Raw genomic sequence first — 19,271 nt, 5'->3', positions numbered from 1 at the left:
TCTCCTACTCGTCCCACGAACGGCCATCTTTGGTGATCAAAGCAACTGACGCAACTGGACCCCAAGTACCCGCAGGATAAGGTTTTGGTTTTTCGTTGCTTTGTTCCCACGATTGGATAATGCCATCCACCCAAGTCCATGCCTGCTCGACTTCATCGCGGCGCACGAACAGCGCTTGATTACCGAGCATAGCTTCGAGTAATAGACGCTCGTAGGCATCGGCGATACGTTCATTTTTGAAGGTATCGGAGAAGCTCAAATCGAGTTTAGTGGTTTGTAGACGTTGTTTTTGCTCCAAACCTGGCACTTTGTTCATCATCTGGATTTCAACCCCTTCATGGGGTTGCAGACGAATAGTCAGCTTGTTGGGTGGCAGATTACGGTAGCTTGAGCGATACAAGTTATGCGGTGGGTTTTTGAAATACACCACAATTTCAGAGCTCTTAAACGGCATACGTTTACCGCTACGCAAATAGAAAGGCACGCCCGCCCAACGCCAGTTGTCGATATCCACACGAATAGCCACGAAGGTTTCTGTGTGTGACTGAAGGTTAGCGCCTTCCTCTTCTAAATAACCCGGTACTGGGCTGCCCTTTAAGAAGCCTGCGCTGTACTGACCGCGTACGGTATTTTCATACACATTGTCAGAATTAATCGGACGCAGTGATTTAAGCACTTTGACTTTTTCATCACGGATGCTGTCAGCGTCTAAGTTGACCGGTGGATCCATAGCAACGAGCGTTAACACTTGTAGCAAATGGTTTTGGATCATGTCGCGCATCTGACCCGCTTTGTCGAAGTAACCCCAACGGCCTTCGATACCCACTTCTTCTGCTACAGTGATTTGGACGTGATCAATCGTACGGTTGTCCCACTTAGAGGCAAATAAAGAGTTAGCAAAACGCAGCGCAATCAAGTTCTGAACGGTTTCTTTACCTAAGTAATGGTCGATACGGTAAACCTGACGTTCTTTGAAGTAAGCGGAAACTTGATCATTGATAACGCGAGAAGAGTCTAAATCTGAGCCGATTGGCTTTTCGAGCACCACGCGTGAATCAGGATGGATAAGATCTTGTTCATGCAAACAACGGCAAATGTCGCCGAATATGGCAGGTGGCGTAGCAAAGTAACTGACCATGACGCGCTCTTCTGGTTTGAGCAGTTCATGGAAGGCACTGTAGCCCGCTGAATCGGTAAAGTTAGTGCCTATATAGTGGCAGCGGGACAGGAAACGTTGGAGAGTCTCTTCGCACAAAGGCTCTTTCACGAAGGTGTTTAATGCAAGCGTGACTAATTCGATAAACTCATCTTGAGTAAACTCGTCTTTCGCGACACCGATCACTTTCGTATCTTTATCGAGAAGTTCAGCTTTATCTAGCTGGTATAAAGAAGGTAACAACTTGCGTCGTGCCAAATCGCCTTTAGTACCAAAGAGTACGAAGTCACAAGCTTTGGCGCCTGATGTTGTTTTGCCCATTGCGTTACGATCTCCTTTGTATGTCGTGTCCCTTCATGTCAATGAAGAAATCCACACTTTTGTTGTAATATAACAACAGAATTTGTTAAATGCATCTATTTTTATAAATATTAACATTCTAGCTAACTAGGCACTTACAGCATTAATCTGATATGCTTTTTGTGCTTAAATTACTGAAGGTAGTAAAGTCTTATTTCAAAATTGTACTGAAAAGTTACTACATAGAGTCTCTTTGTGGGCCGCCAGCCTTGATCTGTCCCCACAAAACAAAAATAAATAAAATTACATTCTCAATTTAGCGGACATACGCGTATGAATACCCTAGAAAAGGTTCAAAAAAGCCTCACCCATTTTAGTAAATCAGAACGCAAAGTTGCAGAGGTGATCTTAGCATCACCACAGACAGCTATACATTCTAGCATCGCCACACTGGCTAAGATGGCAGATGTCAGTGAACCTACTGTGAATCGTTTCTGCCGCCGCTTAGATACTAAAGGCTTCCCTGATTTTAAGTTACATCTAGCGCAAAGTCTTGCGAACGGTACTCCTTATGTGAGCCGCCACGTTGAAGAAGATGATTCGACTGAGTCGTATACAACAAAAATCTTCGAATCTTCAATGGCTTCGCTTGATACCGCACGTCAAAGTTTAGATATTTCAGCCATAAACAAAGCGGTTGATATACTTACTCAAGCTAAGACTATTTCCTTTTTCGGCCTAGGCGCATCCGCTTCTGTTGCCCATGACGCCCAAAATAAATTCTTCCGTTTTAATGTGCCTGTCATCTGTTTTGACGATGTTCTAATGCAACGCATGAGCTGTATCAACAGCAATGAAGGTGATGTTGTTGTATTAATTTCCCACACAGGCCGCACTAAGTCATTGATTGAGATAGCACGTTTAGCGAGAGAAAACGGTGCAGCTGTGATTGGTATTACCGCCCGCAACTCGCCTTTGTCGATGGAATGTACGCTGCCCGTGACAATGGAAGTGCCAGAAGATACCGACATGTATTTACCTATGGCCTCGCGTTTAGCCCAATTAGTCACTATAGATGTATTGGCAACCGGCTTTACCTTACGCAGAGGTCCACGTTTCCGCGATAATTTGAAACGAGTGAAAGAAGTATTAAAAGAGTCTCGCATCAATAAAGATCCGATACTGTAACTCACTTCCTTTTCTAAAAATGGCTAGTGTTGATCCTTAACCTAGCCATTTATCGTGCAAATATCAGCGATACCTCACAATTTTCATACATAACTTTAGATCAATTTGATTGTAACTTTACTACATAATCTGGAATTGCATGGTAATATAGGCCCAAGATTTTTTTAACTTTAACGGAGTATCCTTATGTTCCGCAGAACCAAAATCGTCACCACTCTAGGTCCCGCTACCGATCGTGATGATAATCTACGCCGCATCATCGCGGCAGGTGCAAACGTTGTACGCCTTAATTTCTCCCACGGTTCCCCTGAAGATCACTTAAAACGAGCCACTCAAGCGCGCGAAATCGCTAAAGAGTTGGGCGTTCATGTGGCTATTTTGGGTGACTTACAAGGCCCTAAAATCCGCGTTTCTACTTTCAAAGACAATAAGAAAGTGCAACTGGTGTTAGGTCAAGCCTACGTGCTTGATGCCGAGTTAGCAAAAGGTGAAGGCGACGAGACCCAAGTGGGTATCGACTACAAGCAATTGCCTGACGATGTGACTGTTGGCGATATCTTGATGTTAGATGATGGCCGTGTTCAATTACGCGTTGAGCGTGTTGAAGGCCGTAAAGTGCACACCACAGTGACTGTGGCTGGCCCTTTATCTAACAACAAAGGTATTAACAAGCAAGGCGGCGGACTTTCTGCTGCAGCGCTGACCGAAAAAGACAAGGCTGACATTCTGACTGCGGCATTGATCCAAGTGGATTATTTGGCCGTTTCGTTCCCACGCAGTGGTGCTGATTTAGATTACGCCCGTGATCTTGCCCGTCAAGCTGGTTGTAATGCCTTGATCGTGGCTAAAGTTGAACGCGCTGAAGCCGTCGCGACTGATGCAGCTATGGATGATGTGATCTTAGCGTCTGACGTTGTCATGGTTGCCCGTGGTGACTTAGGTGTTGAAATTGGTGATGCTGCGCTCGTTGCTGTGCAGAAGAAGTTAATCGCCCGTTCACGCCAACTGAATAAAGTCGTCATCACCGCCACTCAGATGATGGAATCGATGATTTCAAGTCCAATGCCAACCCGCGCCGAAGTAATGGACGTGGCGAACGCAGTGCTTGATGGTACCGATGCTGTGATGTTATCAGCTGAAACCGCTGCCGGTGACTTCCCAGAAGAAACCGTTAAGGCAATGGCAAACGTCTGTGTTGGCGCAGAATCTCACCCAAGTGTTATTGTGTCTAAGCATAGATTAGATGTGCGTTTCACTTCAGTTGAAGAAACGATTGCACTATCGACTATGTATGCGGCTAACCACCTTGAAGGCGTTAAGGCGATTATTGCTTTGACTGAATCGGGTGCGACCCCACAGTTGATGTCACGCATCAGTTCTGCACTGCCGATCTTAGGTTTATCACGTCACGCAACAACACTGGCTAAAATGGCCTTGTACCGCGGCGTATTACCAATCTACTTCGATTCAACTATCCACCCAGCCGATGAGCTAGCGCAAAAAGCGTTAGAAGCATTAACAGCTGCAGGTTATTTGAATAGCGGTGATATGGTGCTGATGACCAAAGGCGATGCAATGGAAACGATTGGCGGCACTAACACCTGTAAAGTGTTGATCGTAGCTTAAATTGCTTTAGCTTCTTCTAACGACTAAAGCGCGTTAGAAAAAAGCCAATAAAAAACCACCTTATGAAGGTGGTTTTTTATATCTGCAGTTCTCTGTAAATGCTGTTATCTGTAAGTGCTGATTTCTGTTAATGCAGATGTATCATTCTCTCATTGCTGAGGAAAATCTCAGCGGCCCTATCGCCCAAGCGGAGTAATCATTGAACCTAATACCGCTTAGACCAGACCGCACTAACATTAAACGCTCACATCAAACACTATTAATCACTATAACGCTTCGAAATCATTCACATTAATTGCCGCTAAGCGTAACTTATCAGCATGCTGCAATTTCTGCTCTTCATCGGCAGTGATAACGCCAGTCTCAAGTGCTTTTGCAAACAAAACTAGATTAGGCACTTTGGCTGGCAGTTCACCGGCACGCTGCGCTTTCTTCAGTTTTTTATAAATATCTTTACAGGCATATTGCGCAACAAACGCTTGCTCAACTTCTGCAATACCGCCTTTATCTCCTTCAAATTCAGGACATAAGAAGGTAATACGGTCACGAGCAGGGCCAGGCTTCAACATGCCGCCGACTAAATCGGTCGCCATTTTATCGCTCGGCGCATTGAAGTGATTACCCAGCGGGAAAATTAAGCCGCGCAGTAACCATGCCACAGGACGGCTCGGGAAGTTACGGATCGTGTCTTCCAGTGCTTTCGCCGCTAAGTGCAAACGATTGGCCATTACGTAACGTACCGCGGGTAAATCGTCCTGTTGACGGCCATTGTCTTCAAATAGCTTCAAGGTTGCTGAGCCTAAATACAACTGGCTGAGCACATCACCCATACGTGCCGACAGCATTTCTTTGCGTTTTAAATCGCCACCCATGATCAGCATTGATAAATCCGTCATTAAGGCTAATGCAGATGAAATACGCGACATATCTTTATAGTACTGCTTAGTTTCACCGCTCACTGGCGCACTGCCAAAACGGCTACCACTTAAGGCACTAAACAACGCACTGAAAGCATTACGCGTGGCATAACCCATGTGGCCCATTAATAGCGCATCAAAACGCTCTAAGGCTTCATGTTGGTTCTCCATCGCTGCGGCTTCCATTTCGGCAAGCACGTAAGGATGGCAGCGAGTCGCACCTTGACCAAAAATCATCAAGGAGCGGGTTAGAATGTTCGCGCCTTCCACAGTGATCGAAATTGGATTCGACATATAAGGGTGTCCTAAATAGTTTTTAGGTCCTAATTGAATGCCCTTACCCGATTGAATATCCATGGCATCGTTCATCACAGAACGGCCTAATTCAGTCATGTGGTACTTAGCAATCGCAGTCACAACCGAAGGTTTAACCTTAAGATCGATACCCGTAGTCGTTAAACGACGTGCGGCTTCTAACTGATAAGTGTTGGCAATAATACGTGCCAGCGCTTCTTGCACCCCTTCGAACTGGCCAATCGCCATACCAAACTGATGACGCACATAGCTGTATGCCGTTGTCGTCTTCGTCGCCATGTGACCAGAAGCCGTTGCCAATGCAGGCAATGAAATACCGCGGCCCGCCGACAAACACTCAACCAGCATACGCCAGCCTTTACCGGCAAATTCAGGGCCACCGATAATCCAATCCAGCGGGATAAACACTTCTTTACCTTGGGTGGTACCGCTCATAAACGCCATACCTAGCGGATTATGACGACGACCAATAACCACTCCAGGATGATCCGTTGGGATCAACGCACAGGTAATGCCTAAGTTTTTCTTATCACCAAGCAGGCCTTCAGGATCGCGCATTTGGAACGCTAAACCCAGAACCGTTGCTACAGGCGCCAGCGTGATATAACGCTTATCCCAAGTGAGTTTTAGCCCGAGCATTTCTTCGCCATTAAAGGTATCACGGCACACAATGCCCAAATCCGGGATAGCGCCAGCATCACTGCCTGCTTCTGGACCGGTTAACGCAAAACAAGGAATTTCATCGCCTTTAGCTAAAGCAGGTAACCAACGTTCTTTCTGCTCACTCGTACCATAATGGGTCAACAACTCACCAGGGCCTAAAGAGTTCGGCACCATTACGGTCACGGCGGCGCTTACGCTACGGCTGGCTAATTTGCTGACAATCGTAGAGTTAGCATAGGCAGAGAAAGCTTTACCACCGAATTTCTTCGGAATGATCAGGGCGAAGAAACCTTCTTTCTTGAAGTATTCCCACAACTCTGGCGGTAAATCTTTGCGGTTATGCACTATGTCGAAATCATCGATCATCGTCAGTGCTGTCATCACTTGATTATCGATAAAGTCTTTTTCTTCAGCGGTCAGCGTCGGTTTACCGTAGCTGTGCAAGGTATTCCAGTTAGGATTTCCGCGGAATAACTCCCCTTCCCACCAGACATCACCGGCTTCCATCGCTTCGCGCTCGGTATCTGAAAGTGGCGGCAAGACCTTCTTGAAAAAACTAAAAACTGGGCGGGTAATAAACTGCATCCGGATATTTTTCACCGCAAACAACACGACAATGGCTATCAGGGCAAGAATTATAATCGTCAACATTATCAAGACCTTTTAATTAAGAAGAAACGGGGACTGATACGCCAGCCGCCATGTATGGGATCACTTTACGGATCACGGCTTCGATGTCGTTATGCTCACCAAACTCAGCAGCAGCGATATCGTTTAGGGCATCGGCGGACGCCATAGTGAATACGATAGTGCCTAAGGTAAAGTGTAAACGCCAAAACATTTCAGCGGGTGGAATATGTGGCGCACTGGCCGACACGGCTTTAACAAAAGCATCGAGATGCTGGCCGTAATGGGTAGTGATAAACCAACGTAAATGTCCTTGGCTTTCGATATAGCCACGGCCTAAAAGCTGCAGGAAGATCGTGGTGCCTTCGGTACGTAGCGCGTTTAAATCCAATAAAGGATCGACCAGTGAAGACAAAATTTCTTCGAGTGTTGCTTGTGCTGGCGCGGCATTTAAGCGATTAATTTGGTTTGAAGCCGCAGGCATAAACACGTCTAAATAACGCGCTAATACTGCACGGATCAGCTCTTTTTTAGAACCAAAGTGATAATTGACCGATGCTAAATTCACCTCAGCCTTACTGGTGATGAGTCGCAACGAGGTCTCAGAAAAGCCCCGTTCGGCGAACAGTTTTTCTGCGGCATCAAGTATTCTAGTTTTTGTATCGGATCGACTTGCCATTCCGTGACCTTGAATTAATTTAAAACACTCGTTTAAATTAAACATTGGCACCACGGATGTCAAACTAAAATTGGACAAACTCGCCGCTTTCTAGCCTGCATACCCACTGCATGTCGAACATCTACGAATTAAGTGTGACTAACAAGCCCATTAACCCTTGTGCAATAAGCCTTAGCTTTAGGTAAACTGTGTAACACAAAAACAACAAGGACAAGTAGACATGGTTATTTCATTAAATCGTCGCAGTAAAATCGCCCTTACAGTCGCCTTAGCGCTGGGATTAACGGCCTGTAATGATGCACAAAGTAAAACCGACAAGCCTGCTAGCACTGAAGCGGCTGTCATCAATACCGCCCCAGATAAAACACAAGCCATTGCTTTTATTAACGATGCTGAAGCTAAAATGGCTGAATTGTCGATTGAGTCTAATCGCGCCGAATGGATTTACAGCAACTTTATTACCGATGATACCGCGGCTCTGTCTGCCGCAGTCGGTGAAAAGGTCAGCGCAGCGTCGGTAAAATTTGCAACAGAGGCGGCTAAGTACGCCAATGTGCAACTCGATCCCGTTAATGCCCGTAAGCTTAATATTCTACGCAGTGCGTTAGTATTGCCCGCCCCGCTCGATCCTGCGAAAAATGCCGAGCTTGCGCAAATTAGCTCAGAGTTAAATGGCTTATACGGCAAAGGAAAGTACTGTTTTGCCGACGGTAAGTGTATGACCCAGCCTGAGCTATCGAGCTTGATGGCCGAATCACGGGATCCCGCAACCTTACTAGAAGCGTGGAAAGGCTGGCGTGAAATTGCTAAACCCATGCGTCCCTTGTTTCAACGTGAAGTGGAACTGGCCAATGAAGGCGCGAAGGATCTTGGTTATGCAAACCTGTCTGAGCTATGGCGTAGTCAATATGATATGAAACCCGATGATTTTTCACAGGAACTCGATCGTCTTTGGGGCCAAGTGAAACCCCTTTATGAATCATTGCACTGTTACGTGCGCGGTGAACTCAATAAAGAATACGGCGATAACATCGCACCGACTACAGGACCTATCCCTGCACATTTACTCGGCAATATGTGGGCCCAGCAATGGGGAAATGTGTATGATTTAGTCGCCCCAGACAATGCGGACCCGGGTTACGATGTCACTGAACTACTGGCAAAAAATGGCTATGACGAGCATAAAATGGTGAAACAAGCCGAAGGCTTCTTCACGTCTCTAGGATTTGCGCCATTGCCAGAAAGTTTTTGGGCACGTTCTCTATTTGTTCAGCCAAAGGATCGTGATGTGGTTTGCCACGCTTCGGCATGGGATCTCGATAATCTCGACGATATTCGCATAAAAATGTGTATCCAAAAGACCGCCGAAGATTTTAGCGTGATCCATCACGAACTTGGACATAACTTCTATCAACGCGCTTATAAGCAGCAACCATTCCTGTTTAAAAACAGCGCCAACGATGGTTTCCATGAAGCGATTGGTGACACGATTGCGCTGTCGATCACCCCAAGCTACTTAAAGCAGATTGGCTTATTAGATGAAGTGCCTGATGCCTCTAAGGACATTGGCCTCTTACTGAAGCAAGCTTTAGATAAAATTGCCTTCTTGCCCTTTGGTCTGATGATAGATCAGTGGCGCTGGAAAGTGTTTAGTGGTGAAATCACGCCTGCCCAATATAACCAAGCATGGTGGGATCTCAGGGAAAAATACCAAGGCGTAAAAGCACCGACGAAGCGCAGCGAAGCTGACTTTGATCCAGGCGCTAAATACCATGTGCCAGGTAATGTGCCTTACACCCGCTACTTCCTCGCGCATATTCTGCAATTCCAGTTCCATCAAGCGCTATGTGAAACTGCGGGCGATAAAGGTCCGGTTCATAGATGCAGTATTTATGGCAATCAAGCTGCGGGAGAGAAACTCAATAAGATGCTCGAGTTAGGCTTAAGTAAGCCATGGCCTGAAGCATTGAAAGAAGTCACCGGCAAAGAAACCATGGATGCCAAAGCTGTGCTCGATTACTTCGCACCGCTTAAAACATGGTTAGATGAGCAAAATACCACAGCAAACCGCCAGTGTGGTTGGTAAGGGGTCATTAAATTATCACCCAATAACATAAAACAAAATGCCCAATAAAATTGGGCATTTTTATTCAATACTTATCTGTTTAATCTAACGCCATCCCATACCTTTACGATTGGCTTCACGGTTTTCAAGCTTTAGCTGTTCAGACTTAGTTAACATCACATACAGCGCTCCAGTGCCGCCCTGCTCAGTTTTCGCCGAATGATAGGCCAGCACCATATCCAGTTGTGATAACCAACAACACACAGCGGATTTGAGTAATCCAGCAAAGGGTTGACTCTGATAACCTTTACCGTGGATCAACATCACACACCGCTCACCGTGCGCCTGCGCTGCCAGTAAATAGTTGAGTATGACCTCGCGAGCTTGATTAAGCCGATAAGCATGCACATCAAGCTCCATCTTGATGCTGTATTGCCCCATTCGGAGTCGTTTAAAAACGCCGCCTTGTACCCCCTCACGCTTAAAGCTGACAATGTCATCCGGCGCTTGCTGCACAAACGCTTTTAAATCCAGCGGCATACACGCTAAATAAGCTTCCCTTTGTAAGGCATCACGTCTGTGGATTTGTTCCGCCGTTAACGCTTTGGGCGCAAAACTCACCACAGGCACCTCGCCTTTCAGTGGCACAACTCCAGCCATTTCCTCAAAAAACAGTGCTGATTCATCATCCAGCATGGCAAGCTCCTTTACTTCACACTCTTGTACAGAAACACACTTTGTAATCATTCAAGGCTTTAGTTCAGCGGGCGGCTCCATTATAGTGACGCCATGATTGCCAGATTAGAATAAAGTAATGAAATTTTTGCCGCTAGTCCTGATGTGCCTATTGTCGCTGCCAAGCTTAGCCAATCCAGCTAAAACGCATACAAAATCCACCGATGATCAATTGATCAACGCTAATTATCCTTTGTTTATTAGCGCTTTTAATCAATTGTCACCTGAAGTGACCCGTGAGATTTATGCCGATGACGCTAGCTACTTGTCTGAGAGTCAAAGTAAAGAAATTTACTATGGCCGAGATAATATCGTCGCGATTTACCAAAAGTTTTTCGATAAAATCCGCGCGAAGAAAGCCACTATCGACGTCGATTTTCGCATCACCAAGCGTAAAATTATCGGCGATGGTGCCATAGATACTGGCTATTATTTGGTTCGATTTTACCCAGCAAAAGAAACGGGCGAACCTGTGAGTGAATTTGCAGGCAAATTTGCCATTGGTACAGAAAAAGTCTCAGCGACCCAATGGAAAGTGAGCTTAGACACGAATAATCGTGCAGAACCTAGCTATTACCTGAATGCGAAACCTGTGCCTAACTTGTATTATGGTCGCCAGTTCCCGCCTTTACCTGCGGGTAAGAAGCTGCCCTAAGTTTTGTGCTGACGATATTTAACGCATTCAGATACATGCTTAATGCATTAAAATAAAAGTATAATGCGTTAAAATAAAAGCCTAATTTATTGAAATAAATTGTCATTTAATTTATGTAGCAAAGAAAACATGATTACAACTGAACAAAGCTGCCCCTGTGGCAGTAGCAAACGCTATCAAGATTGCTGCAATCCACTGCATATTCATGTCGATTCTGGGCAAGTCGTTGCGCACACGCCCGAGCAACTCATGCGCTCACGTTACTGCGCATTTGTGTTGAAAAATTTTGATTACATTTTGAAAACACATCATCCCGAGTACCTAAACGGCCTCACCCTAGCGAGTCTTAATACTGGCCCTCACCCACATTGGCTAGGACTAGAAGTACTCAGCAGCAGTGAAACACCCGCCCACAACTCTCAAGCTGCGAATCAAGCAATCGCGGAGCCAAGACATGGCAATGTGACATTTAAGGCTTGGTACAAACTCGAAGGTGAAATTAATGCTATCTATGAGCGTTCAGAATTTATCTATCAAACGGGCCGCTGGTATTACAGCCAAGGCCAGCAAATGACGGCGAAGTTACCCGGCAGAAATGATGCTTGCGTTTGCCATAGCGGTAAAAAATTCAAACAATGCTGCTTAAAATCCCTCTGATTTAACAAGTACACCAGTCTAGTGGGTCAAGACCGAAGGGCTTTTGGCCGACAAGATAAATTGTGCAAACTCAGGCTCCCGCAATGCAGGACTGTAGAGATAACCCTGCGCCTGATGGCAAAAGCTTTTCGCTAAAAAGGCTTCTTGCTCAAGGGTTTCAACCCCTTCTGCCGTCAAGGAGATATTCAAAGCACTCGCCATGGCGATAATGGCTGAGACAATTTCGCGGCTTTCGCGACTCACGGTGAGATCTGAAATAAACGACCGATCTATTTTGAGTTTACTGATCGGGAACTGCTTCAAATACCGCATAGAGCTGTAACCCGTACCAAAATCGTCAATCGCGAGCCCCACGCCTAATTCAGCCAATTCTTGGCATAACAAGGTCGCATGGCGAATGTCGCCCATCAACTCAGTTTCAGTGATCTCTAAAATTAACGTCTTAGGTTTCAATCGATAACGAGTTAATAGCTGCCACACCTGCTCGAATAAATTGCCACTGAAAAACTGACGGGCCGACACATTCACGTGCATTGTCATGTCCGCGTTATGGTGTTGCCACAGGTTCAACTGGCGACATGCGGCCTCTAACACCCAGCTGCCGATGGAATTAATCATCCCCGATTGCTCGGCAATATCGATAAAAGATGCGGGAAATAACACGCCTCTTTTAGGGTGATGCCAACGGATTAAAGCTTCAGCGCCAATATAGGTATTCTGCTCCAAATCCCTCAGTGGCTGATAATAAAGCTCAAACTGACGACCACGGATGGCACTGTGTAAATCGCGCTCTATCTGTGCATCTTCTTTAAATGCGCTCAATAAAGTGCTGTTAAACACTTGGATTGCTGTGCCCTTTTTCTTTTTAGCATACTGAACGGCAATATCGGCACAGGTTAACGGCGCAAACAAACTCGCCACCGAGGCGATATCAACCACAGCTAAGGCAGGCTTGGGCTCGACTTGTTCGCGACCGATTAAGATAGGCATAGCCAGATGCTGATACAGACGCGTACTAAAATAATCGAGATCGTATACTGCGTTATCATCAGTCAGCAGCACGGCAAATTCATCGCTGCCGACACGGGCAATTTCGGTGGCTTTATTGATCTCGGAGAAATGTTTCAAACGGCGGGCAATTTCAATCAATAAGCTATCGCCATTCTCATGGCCATAGGTATCGTTAAACCGCTTAAATCCAACCAGATCGACTAATAACAACAGTCCCTTATTGGTACGTTCAAGCACTCGATTAAAGTGGGTGCGGTTATGTAGCCCCGTTAATCCGCAGCGCCAAGCGAGGCGTTCAAGCTCTGATTTGTAGTTATGCTCATCGGTATTTTCCTCACACGAGACCAAGGCATAATGATTGCCACGGTCGGTAATAAATTGACTCAGCAAATATGTCAGCCAATAGCGGCTGCCATCGGCACGGCTAAACTGCGCTTCGCCTTTGGCAATCTCGCCCCTAAAAATCTGCGCTAGGGTTTGCTCGGCTAATTGGGCATGCTGCTTAAAAAAAGCCAATTCACGGATATTTGCGCCGATTATCTGCTCACGGGGCATGCCAGTGATTTCACTGTGCGCCTGATTAACATACTCGACTTTTTCAGTATGCAGATTAATGAGCATACTGATCTGCCGTGATTGCTCTGTTGCGCAGCGAAATAAGCTCAGGCTTTCTTCTTTGTCGTAGCTGTGTTTTGTCGCTAAGGTCAGAGCTAATTGGTCGGCCATCTGGCACGCGAGGTGGATTTCGCTGTCGTGCCAGTGAGGGGTGAATTGCGCCCGCTCGATGCAGAGCACACCTTCCAGACGACCATTGATGCGAATGGCGATGTCGAGACTCGAATTGATGTGCCGCGGGATAAAATAGCACTCTGCCAATTCACTTAAACGGGGATCGGTCAGCGTATTGCCAGCATCGATATGGCGCAGGGTTTTAAGCTCGTGCACATAACGGGGACAAGCTTGTAATAGTTTAGGCCTATGAATGTCTTGCAACATCATAGAACCAAATTGTGCAACGAGTGTTTGGGTTTGTTGATCAGCTGAAAACGTCCACACTGACACCAAAGAAACCGTTAAATTCTGGCACAACAACTCTGTGGCTAACTCTGCTGTCTTGATGAAATCGCCCTGCTGTTTTGCAGTCGACTGAACCAAAGACTCCAATAAATGCTGATGCTGACGTCGCTTCACGCTGATTCCCTACAAAACTTCGTGTTGGGCTAAAGGTCTTTACTACGCGCAAACGTAGCTTGAAATGTGCAATTAAGCTGATTGAATTATTCTTATTTGGAGGCAGATTACACTATCTATTGTAAGTGCAGCAACATGTGGCACAATTTATTACAATTCAGTTAACAACTGCAGCATTTTTAGACAGTTAAAACGATTAAGTTCGAATTCTATCCGCTAAAAGTGCTGCACAAAAACTTATAAACCGTTTTCCAATTGGAAAATCATTTTCTCGGCGCTCACACCAAAGGTCAGCAGTAAATCGATACCCGCCGCCGTGGTCACAAACTCAGTTTGTACTTCAGCAAATCGAGCTTGGGCACGGCTCGCCATACTTTCTGCATCTGTTTGCGCGCTATCGCCAACAAAATTTAACGTCAATAAGGTATCGTGTTCATCAATGACGGCGCCGATATCGACAAAACTGCCACAATCGGTGCAAGTGTCATTTACGGCCGGATTCTGTGCTTCTATTATGCCTTTCATCTGTATTCCTTATTTATAAAGCGACTGATTAACGGCATCACTAAACTATGCTCGCTAATTTATTTGCGCGGTAAGTGGCTAACTCGATAGGTTAATCAGAATTATAGGTAATTAAGCCTCAAGATAACTGGCTTTAGCTCACGCTTATTTACTGAAATAGCGCAGATTGACTCGATTGGCATTGAAGACCACTTACGGGAAGACTGCCCTAGGCTGAAGCGAGCAGAGGCACGAGATTACGTTGGATTGCCAATTGATCGGCAAAATGCATGATTTCAACCTTAGGCGCGCTGAGTTGGCCCCTCTGCCTGAGCTGGGTGACATGATCACAGTTACTCAGGGCCTCGGCCATTGCAACGCTCTCACCGCCTCGGATCACTAAGGCTTCCGGTCGCAGTGCCTGCTGTAATTGAAATGCCCGCGGACCTTGAGCCATAAAAATACTGCTGTTATCGACTACAGGTTCGGCAGAAGATAAATCTGCCATTAAGCTTTGCTGCGGTGGCAACTCGAACTGACGCTGTAATTTTTGCGCCATATCAAGCTCGTTTTGCCATTGAAATTGCGCCATGTCCCGTGCGTCAACCGACAGTAACGACAGCAACAGGGCGAATTCGCCCCGTCTGTCGTTTTCTATCGCCGCGTTTAAGCGGGTGCCAATTTGGGCTTCGTTGACTAAAGGAACATCAATTTGCATAAAAAAACATCGTCAAAACAATTCGTTGTTAGTTAATCGACCATTTGATGCATAACTTTAGGAAAATTTTTAAATTGGGTATTTACATGCAAAAGGTTTCTGACTACTATGGCGGCCGCAATTGAGGAGGGGTTCCCGAGTGGCCAAAGGGATCAGACTGTAAATCTGACGGCTCAGCCTTCGAAGGTTCGAATCCTTCTCCCTCCACCATTTGCACTGTAAGTTTGTGAGTGTTGTTCGAAAATGATGTAGAGTTTTACAAAAGCGTTAAAGGTATTAGTGGAGGGGTTCCCGAGTGGCCAAAGGGATCAGACTGTAAATCTGACGGCTCAGCCTTCGAAGGTTCGAATCCTTCTCCCTCCACCATCTTTATCTCTAACGCAGATAATCATTTTCAAGTATCAAACATGGCCAATGTTTGGTTCAGCTTTAAAAGTACAGAAAGTTTGTGGAGGGGTTCCCGAGTGGCCAAAGGGATCAGACTGTAAATCTGACGGCTCAGCCTTCGAAGGTTCGAATCCTTCTCCCTCCACCATTTCTTTCATTATCTATACCCCTATTCTTCAATTTCCGTTTTGGCTATTCCAGTTTTATCTGCCATAGCTTCATCTATTCCTTTTGTTCTGATTACATTCTTTGTATTAAACTGCACTTCTGTTTGAAGCCATCTTTTTAGTTCGCGATATTTGTCGTTAACATCAATCACGCCTCGCGCGACTTCAAGCTAATGCTCCCAAGCGAGTAACGCCAAGCAGATCCAATAAAACCGCTTTGCCCGTCCCTGTGATATGCTCTGAAAATGATCCCTTTCGAAGTGACTATGATGATATCTAACACAATTCAACCGCCAGTGGACTCACACAGCGCTCACAGACTCTGCCCAACGTGGGAAGCCCATGCGATAGGCAAGATTGAAGCGGATTTTCAGCGCAGCGCCGATACCCATCTGATTAAACTTGAATTACCTATGCTCGATGGCATAGATATTTATCTTAAAGATGAAAGTACCCACCCGACAGGCAGCTTAAAGCATCGCCTCGCCCGCTCACTCTTCCTCTATGCCCTGTGTAACGGCTGGATTAAACAAGGCACGCCGATTATCGAATCCTCATCTGGCAGCACAGCGATTTCTGAAGCCTATTTTGCCCGCTTACTCGGTTTACCTTTTATTGCCGTGATGCCTAAAAGCACGGCTAAAAAGAAGATTGAACAGATCACTTTCTATGGCGGCCAATGTCATTTTGTCGACCATTCCAGTGAGATTTACGCCGAATCGGCGCGCCTAGCCGCAGAGCTGGGCGGCCATTACATGGATCAATTCACCTACGCCGAGCGCGCAACAGACTGGCGCGGCAATAACAATATTGCCAATTCTATTTTCAATCAGATGGAACGCGAGCCACACACAATCCCGCGTTGGATAGTGATGAGTCCGGGTACAGGCGGCACATCGGCGACCATAGGCCGCTACATCCGCTATCAAAGGTTGGCGACCCAGCTTTGCGTAGTTGATCCACAAAACTCGGTGTTTTTTGATTTCTATCAGAGTGGCGATGCCAGCTTAACCTGTTGCAATGGCAGTAAAATTGAAGGCATAGGTCGACCAAGAGTTGAGCCATCCTTTATTCCTGGCGTTGTGGATACTATGCTGCAAATCCCCGACGCAGCATCAGTGGCGACAATTCATTGGTTAGAACAACTGATTGGCCGTAAAACCGGCGCATCGACGGGCACTAACCTTTACGGCGCATTGCAACTTGCCGTACAAATGCAAGCGCGTGGAGAACAAGGCTCAATCGTGACCCTAATTTGCGACTCGGGTGAACGTTACCTCGATACCTATTACGATGCTGATTGGATTGCAGCTAACGTCGGTGATATTGCCCCCTATCAGCGCCAACTTGCGGCATTTAATCATTTTGGTCAGCTAAGCGAGCTTGATTAACCGACGAGATTAAATTCCTTGAGTCGATGGCTTTAAAGTCCACCGCTAAACGTCAGCCATAAAAAACGCCCCACAATTGTGAGGCGTTTTTTTATCGTTTATAGATTAACTGAAGGGCATTAATCAATATTCAAATACTTATGGGTTTGGATTGATAAACGCCAATTACGGGCAATACACACCTTCATAGCCAGTTCAGTCGCTCTGAGCTTTTGGCTAATCGGCTGCAGGCAAATCGTTTTCGCTGAAATATCGATGTCTTGTAGCAATTCATCCAATTCAGCAATGTGATTTTCAGTGGCGATAGGATGCTTGATCTCATTGGCACGGTTCAGCGCCTGCGCTAATACCTTATAGCCACCTTTCATGTTCACCTTGGGCGATACCGTCACCCAAGTGTTATCGGCACAGTTGATGTCGAAGGTGCCACTGGTTTCGATTTGGGTGGCAAAGCCTTGGTTGTGCAAGGTTTCAGTTAATTCGCGTAAATCGTACATACAAGGCTCGCCGCCGGTGATCACTATATGGCGCGCAGTAAAACCTTTAGCATGAAAAGCTGCGATAAGACTTTGCGCCGTATGTTCTGCCCAGCGCCCAATAGTGCCGTCTACGGTAATGACTTGCTCTGGCGTCACTTTATTCACTTCAAGCACATCCCATGTCTGTTTCGTATCGCACCAAGCGCATCCCACGGGACAACCTTGCAGGCGGACAAATATGGCGGGCACTCCGGTAAAGACACCTTCACCTTGAATGGTTTCAAATACTTCGTTGACTGGGTAGTTCATGCTGGCGTTCCACTTTTCTGGGGCGGCATTTATAGTGGATTTTAGCTTGAGCTGCAAGTTTTTGCGCCGAGAAAGCCTATTTGATCTAGATCGCCAGAGTTTGCAAGGACTATGGCCTGAGTTACACTAACGGCCTATTTATGAGTGTTCTACGGTTAAGTGAAATCTTTTATGTCAACGAGCTTAGTGTCAAAACCCTTAGCGTCCAAAGCAGTGGTGGTATTCAGTGGCGGACAAGATTCGACAACTTGTCTTATCCAAGCCCTAACCCAGTACGATGAAGTACACGGGATCACCTTTGACTACGGTCAACGTCACCGCGAAGAAATTGAAGTCGCCAAATCCTTAGCCAAACGCTTGAAGATCACTAGCCATAAAGTCATGGATGTCACCTTACTCAATGAGTTAGCGATATCGGCGCTGACCCGTGATGCGATACCGGTTTCACATGAGTTAATGGAAAATGGCCTGCCGAATACTTTTGTGCCTGGGCGTAATATTCTGTTTTTAACGCTTGCGGGCATTTATGCCTATCAATTAGGCGCTGAAGCGATTATCACAGGCGTATGTGAAACCGACTTTTCGGGTTACCCAGATTGCCGCAACGATTTTGTTAAAGCGATGGAGTCAGCCTTAGTTCAAGGCATGGATAAACAACTGAAGATCATCACGCCTTTGATGTGGCTCAATAAGGCACAAACCTGGGCGCTTGCGGATAAATACCAGCAACTCGATCTAGTTCGCCACCATACCCTCACTTGCTATAACGGCGTGATTGGTGATGGTTGTGGCGATTGCCCTGCCTGTCATCTGCGTAAACGTGGTTTGGATGAGTACATGCAGGATAAAACCGCAGTCATGGCTTCACTCGACGCTAGCGAGCCTAAGGCATGACACGCAGTCCCTATTGGGTCGCGCTGATAGTGAGTCTGATATGTGCGGGTTTGTATGTCGCAGGCTTAGCCAGTCCTGCTGTCGACAACCTGCTCGCCTATCGCCGCAGTGCTATTGCTGATGGTGAATGGTGGCGCTTAATCAGCGGTAATTTACTTCACACGAATCAGTGGCACCTGTTGATGAATCTTGCGGGTCTGTGGGTTGTGCTGTTTTTGCATCATTTCCACTACCATCTCAAAGGCTTAAGCGAACTATTCCTGGTATTATGCTTACTCGAAGGCATAGGCTTATATTTGGGCTATCCGCAATTGCTCGGTTATGTCGGCTTAAGCGGCATGTTGCACGGCCTATTCGCCTACGGCGCGGTGCAGGATATTATCCGCAAGCTACGTTCAGGCTATCTGCTGTTACTTGGCGTTATCATCAAGGTTGGCCACGAACAGCTTTATGGCGCCAGCAATGATGTCACCGCCATGATAGGCGCGCGCGTGGCAACCGAGGCGCATTTGGTTGGCTTAATCTGCGGGCTGATTTGTGCTTTAGCGGTATTCATCACGTTGAAGTTTAGTCCCGTAAAAGTCTCTGCGTAATTCTCTGACAGACATAAACAAGCCGTCGCAGCATAACTGCTGGA

Annotated in this window: 17 protein-coding genes and 3 tRNA genes; 11 read left to right on the top strand and 9 right to left on the bottom strand. The window is 46.3% G+C overall.

Annotated elements, in window-relative coordinates:
- Window positions 1-4 precede the first annotated feature (4 nt).
- Window positions 5-1,477 (bottom strand): glucose-6-phosphate dehydrogenase, encoded by a 1,473-nt coding sequence (gene zwf / locus KV201_RS03865; protein WP_006081564.1) that lies wholly within the window; start codon window positions 1,475-1,477, stop codon window positions 5-7.
- 312 nt (window positions 1,478-1,789) lie between these two features.
- On the opposite strand from zwf, the gene KV201_RS03860 reads away from it, so the two are divergent.
- Complete coding sequence (locus KV201_RS03860) at window positions 1,790-2,644, top strand: MurR/RpiR family transcriptional regulator (protein WP_006081563.1); 855 nt, start codon at window positions 1,790-1,792, stop codon at window positions 2,642-2,644.
- 186 nt (window positions 2,645-2,830) lie between these two features.
- Complete coding sequence (gene pyk / locus KV201_RS03855) at window positions 2,831-4,270, top strand: pyruvate kinase (RefSeq protein ID WP_006081562.1); 1,440 nt, start codon at window positions 2,831-2,833, stop codon at window positions 4,268-4,270.
- Between the two features lie 266 nt (window positions 4,271-4,536).
- On the opposite strand, the gene KV201_RS03850 is transcribed toward pyk, so the two are convergent.
- Window positions 4,537-6,816, bottom strand: coding sequence for an acyl-CoA dehydrogenase (locus KV201_RS03850; RefSeq protein WP_226058566.1), 2,280 nt, complete (start codon window positions 6,814-6,816; stop codon window positions 4,537-4,539).
- Between the two features lie 16 nt (window positions 6,817-6,832).
- Window positions 6,833-7,471, bottom strand: a complete 639-nt coding sequence (locus KV201_RS03845; protein WP_006081559.1) for a TetR/AcrR family transcriptional regulator — start codon at window positions 7,469-7,471, stop codon at window positions 6,833-6,835.
- 220 nt (window positions 7,472-7,691) lie between these two features.
- Here KV201_RS03845 and KV201_RS03840 point away from each other — a divergent pair, with 220 nt between their 5' ends.
- Window positions 7,692-9,557, top strand: coding sequence for a M2 family metallopeptidase (locus KV201_RS03840; protein ID WP_226058565.1), 1,866 nt, complete (start codon window positions 7,692-7,694; stop codon window positions 9,555-9,557).
- Window positions 9,558-9,641: 84 nt separating this feature from the next.
- Here KV201_RS03840 and smrA read toward each other — a convergent pair whose 3' ends face one another.
- Window positions 9,642-10,232 carry a DNA endonuclease SmrA gene (gene smrA / locus KV201_RS03835; protein WP_226058564.1) on the bottom strand — a complete coding sequence of 197 codons (591 nt, stop codon included), beginning with the start codon at window positions 10,230-10,232 and terminating at the stop codon, window positions 9,642-9,644.
- Between the two features lie 118 nt (window positions 10,233-10,350).
- Here smrA and KV201_RS03830 point away from each other — a divergent pair, with 118 nt between their 5' ends.
- A complete protein-coding gene (locus tag KV201_RS03830) occupies window positions 10,351-10,926 on the top strand; it encodes a nuclear transport factor 2 family protein (RefSeq protein ID WP_006087192.1) in 576 nt (191 codons plus the stop codon).
- Between the two features lie 129 nt (window positions 10,927-11,055).
- Window positions 11,056-11,583: a YchJ family protein gene (locus tag KV201_RS03825; protein WP_226058563.1), complete on the top strand. Its 528-nt coding sequence runs from the start codon at window positions 11,056-11,058 to the stop codon at window positions 11,581-11,583.
- An 18-nt stretch (window positions 11,584-11,601) separates the two neighbouring features.
- Here the strand turns inward: KV201_RS03825 and KV201_RS03820 are convergent, their stop codons facing one another.
- The 3 genes from KV201_RS03820 to KV201_RS03810 all read right to left on the bottom strand — a co-directional run bounded on the left by KV201_RS03820 (window position 11,602) and on the right by KV201_RS03810 (window position 15,007).
- Window positions 11,602-13,785, bottom strand: coding sequence for a bifunctional diguanylate cyclase/phosphodiesterase (locus KV201_RS03820; protein WP_226058562.1), 2,184 nt, complete (start codon window positions 13,783-13,785; stop codon window positions 11,602-11,604).
- Between the two features lie 237 nt (window positions 13,786-14,022).
- On the bottom strand, window positions 14,023-14,310 hold the full coding sequence (locus KV201_RS03815; protein ID WP_006081553.1) for a DUF406 family protein: 288 nt from the start codon (window positions 14,308-14,310) through the stop codon (window positions 14,023-14,025).
- Between the two features lie 208 nt (window positions 14,311-14,518).
- Window positions 14,519-15,007 (bottom strand): VC2046/SO_2500 family protein, encoded by a 489-nt coding sequence (locus tag KV201_RS03810; protein ID WP_006081552.1) that lies wholly within the window; start codon window positions 15,005-15,007, stop codon window positions 14,519-14,521.
- Window positions 15,008-15,132: 125 nt separating this feature from the next.
- Between KV201_RS03810 and KV201_RS03805 the strand changes: the two genes are divergently transcribed.
- The 3 genes from KV201_RS03805 (at window position 15,133) to KV201_RS03795 (ending at window position 15,542) form a co-directional block, all read left to right on the top strand.
- A tRNA-Tyr gene (locus tag KV201_RS03805) sits at window positions 15,133-15,217 on the top strand.
- A 71-nt stretch (window positions 15,218-15,288) separates the two neighbouring features.
- Window positions 15,289-15,373, top strand: a tRNA-Tyr gene (locus tag KV201_RS03800).
- Between the two features lie 84 nt (window positions 15,374-15,457).
- Window positions 15,458-15,542 (top strand) — tRNA-Tyr (locus KV201_RS03795).
- 21 nt (window positions 15,543-15,563) lie between these two features.
- Here KV201_RS03795 and KV201_RS03790 read toward each other — a convergent pair.
- Complete coding sequence (locus KV201_RS03790) at window positions 15,564-15,713, bottom strand: hypothetical protein (RefSeq protein WP_226058561.1); 150 nt, start codon at window positions 15,711-15,713, stop codon at window positions 15,564-15,566.
- 93 nt (window positions 15,714-15,806) lie between these two features.
- Here KV201_RS03790 and KV201_RS03785 point away from each other — a divergent pair, with 93 nt between their 5' ends.
- A complete protein-coding gene (locus tag KV201_RS03785) occupies window positions 15,807-16,952 on the top strand; it encodes a PLP-dependent cysteine synthase family protein (RefSeq protein WP_226058560.1) in 1,146 nt (381 codons plus the stop codon).
- 119 nt (window positions 16,953-17,071) lie between these two features.
- Here the strand turns inward: KV201_RS03785 and queE are convergent, their stop codons facing one another.
- Window positions 17,072-17,740, bottom strand: a complete 669-nt coding sequence (gene queE, locus KV201_RS03780) for a 7-carboxy-7-deazaguanine synthase QueE (RefSeq protein ID WP_226058559.1) — start codon at window positions 17,738-17,740, stop codon at window positions 17,072-17,074.
- Window positions 17,741-17,911: 171 nt separating this feature from the next.
- On the opposite strand from queE, the gene queC reads away from it, so the two are divergent.
- Both queC and rrtA read left to right on the top strand, forming a co-directional pair.
- Complete coding sequence (gene queC, locus KV201_RS03775) at window positions 17,912-18,634, top strand: 7-cyano-7-deazaguanine synthase QueC (RefSeq protein WP_011839925.1); 723 nt, start codon at window positions 17,912-17,914, stop codon at window positions 18,632-18,634.
- Window positions 18,631-19,227, top strand: a complete 597-nt coding sequence (gene rrtA, locus KV201_RS03770) for a rhombosortase (protein WP_226058558.1) — start codon at window positions 18,631-18,633, stop codon at window positions 19,225-19,227. The genes queC and rrtA overlap by 4 nt, the downstream gene beginning before the upstream one ends.
- Window positions 19,228-19,271: the final 44 nt, after the last annotated feature.

Origin of the sequence: Shewanella sp. SR1, assembly GCF_020447145.1 — a bacterium.
Lineage (GTDB): Bacteria > Pseudomonadota > Gammaproteobacteria > Enterobacterales > Shewanellaceae > Shewanella > Shewanella baltica.
The sequence above is the reverse complement of the archived record's forward strand: the minus strand, read 5'-3'. Positions and strand labels throughout refer to the sequence as shown.

What these genes read in the sequence shown, in the direction of transcription:
- zwf (WP_006081564.1), bottom strand. Translation starts at nt 1,477, where the DNA reads ATGGGCAAAACAACATCAGGCGCCAAAGCTTGTGACTTCGTACTCTTT.
- KV201_RS03860 (WP_006081563.1), top strand. Translation starts at nt 1,790, where the DNA reads ATGAATACCCTAGAAAAGGTTCAAAAAAGCCTCACCCATTTTAGTAAA.
- pyk (WP_006081562.1), top strand. Translation starts at nt 2,831, where the DNA reads ATGTTCCGCAGAACCAAAATCGTCACCACTCTAGGTCCCGCTACCGAT.
- KV201_RS03850 (WP_226058566.1), bottom strand. Translation starts at nt 6,816, where the DNA reads ATGTTGACGATTATAATTCTTGCCCTGATAGCCATTGTCGTGTTGTTT.
- KV201_RS03845 (WP_006081559.1), bottom strand. Translation starts at nt 7,471, where the DNA reads ATGGCAAGTCGATCCGATACAAAAACTAGAATACTTGATGCCGCAGAA.
- KV201_RS03840 (WP_226058565.1), top strand. Translation starts at nt 7,692, where the DNA reads ATGGTTATTTCATTAAATCGTCGCAGTAAAATCGCCCTTACAGTCGCC.
- smrA (WP_226058564.1), bottom strand. Translation starts at nt 10,232, where the DNA reads ATGCTGGATGATGAATCAGCACTGTTTTTTGAGGAAATGGCTGGAGTT.
- KV201_RS03830 (WP_006087192.1), top strand. Translation starts at nt 10,351, where the DNA reads ATGAAATTTTTGCCGCTAGTCCTGATGTGCCTATTGTCGCTGCCAAGC.
- KV201_RS03825 (WP_226058563.1), top strand. Translation starts at nt 11,056, where the DNA reads ATGATTACAACTGAACAAAGCTGCCCCTGTGGCAGTAGCAAACGCTAT.
- KV201_RS03815 (WP_006081553.1), bottom strand. Translation starts at nt 14,310, where the DNA reads ATGAAAGGCATAATAGAAGCACAGAATCCGGCCGTAAATGACACTTGC.
- KV201_RS03810 (WP_006081552.1), bottom strand. Translation starts at nt 15,007, where the DNA reads ATGCAAATTGATGTTCCTTTAGTCAACGAAGCCCAAATTGGCACCCGC.
- KV201_RS03785 (WP_226058560.1), top strand. Translation starts at nt 15,807, where the DNA reads ATGATCCCTTTCGAAGTGACTATGATGATATCTAACACAATTCAACCG.
- queE (WP_226058559.1), bottom strand. Translation starts at nt 17,740, where the DNA reads ATGAACTACCCAGTCAACGAAGTATTTGAAACCATTCAAGGTGAAGGT.
- queC (WP_011839925.1), top strand. Translation starts at nt 17,912, where the DNA reads ATGTCAACGAGCTTAGTGTCAAAACCCTTAGCGTCCAAAGCAGTGGTG.
- rrtA (WP_226058558.1), top strand. Translation starts at nt 18,631, where the DNA reads ATGACACGCAGTCCCTATTGGGTCGCGCTGATAGTGAGTCTGATATGT.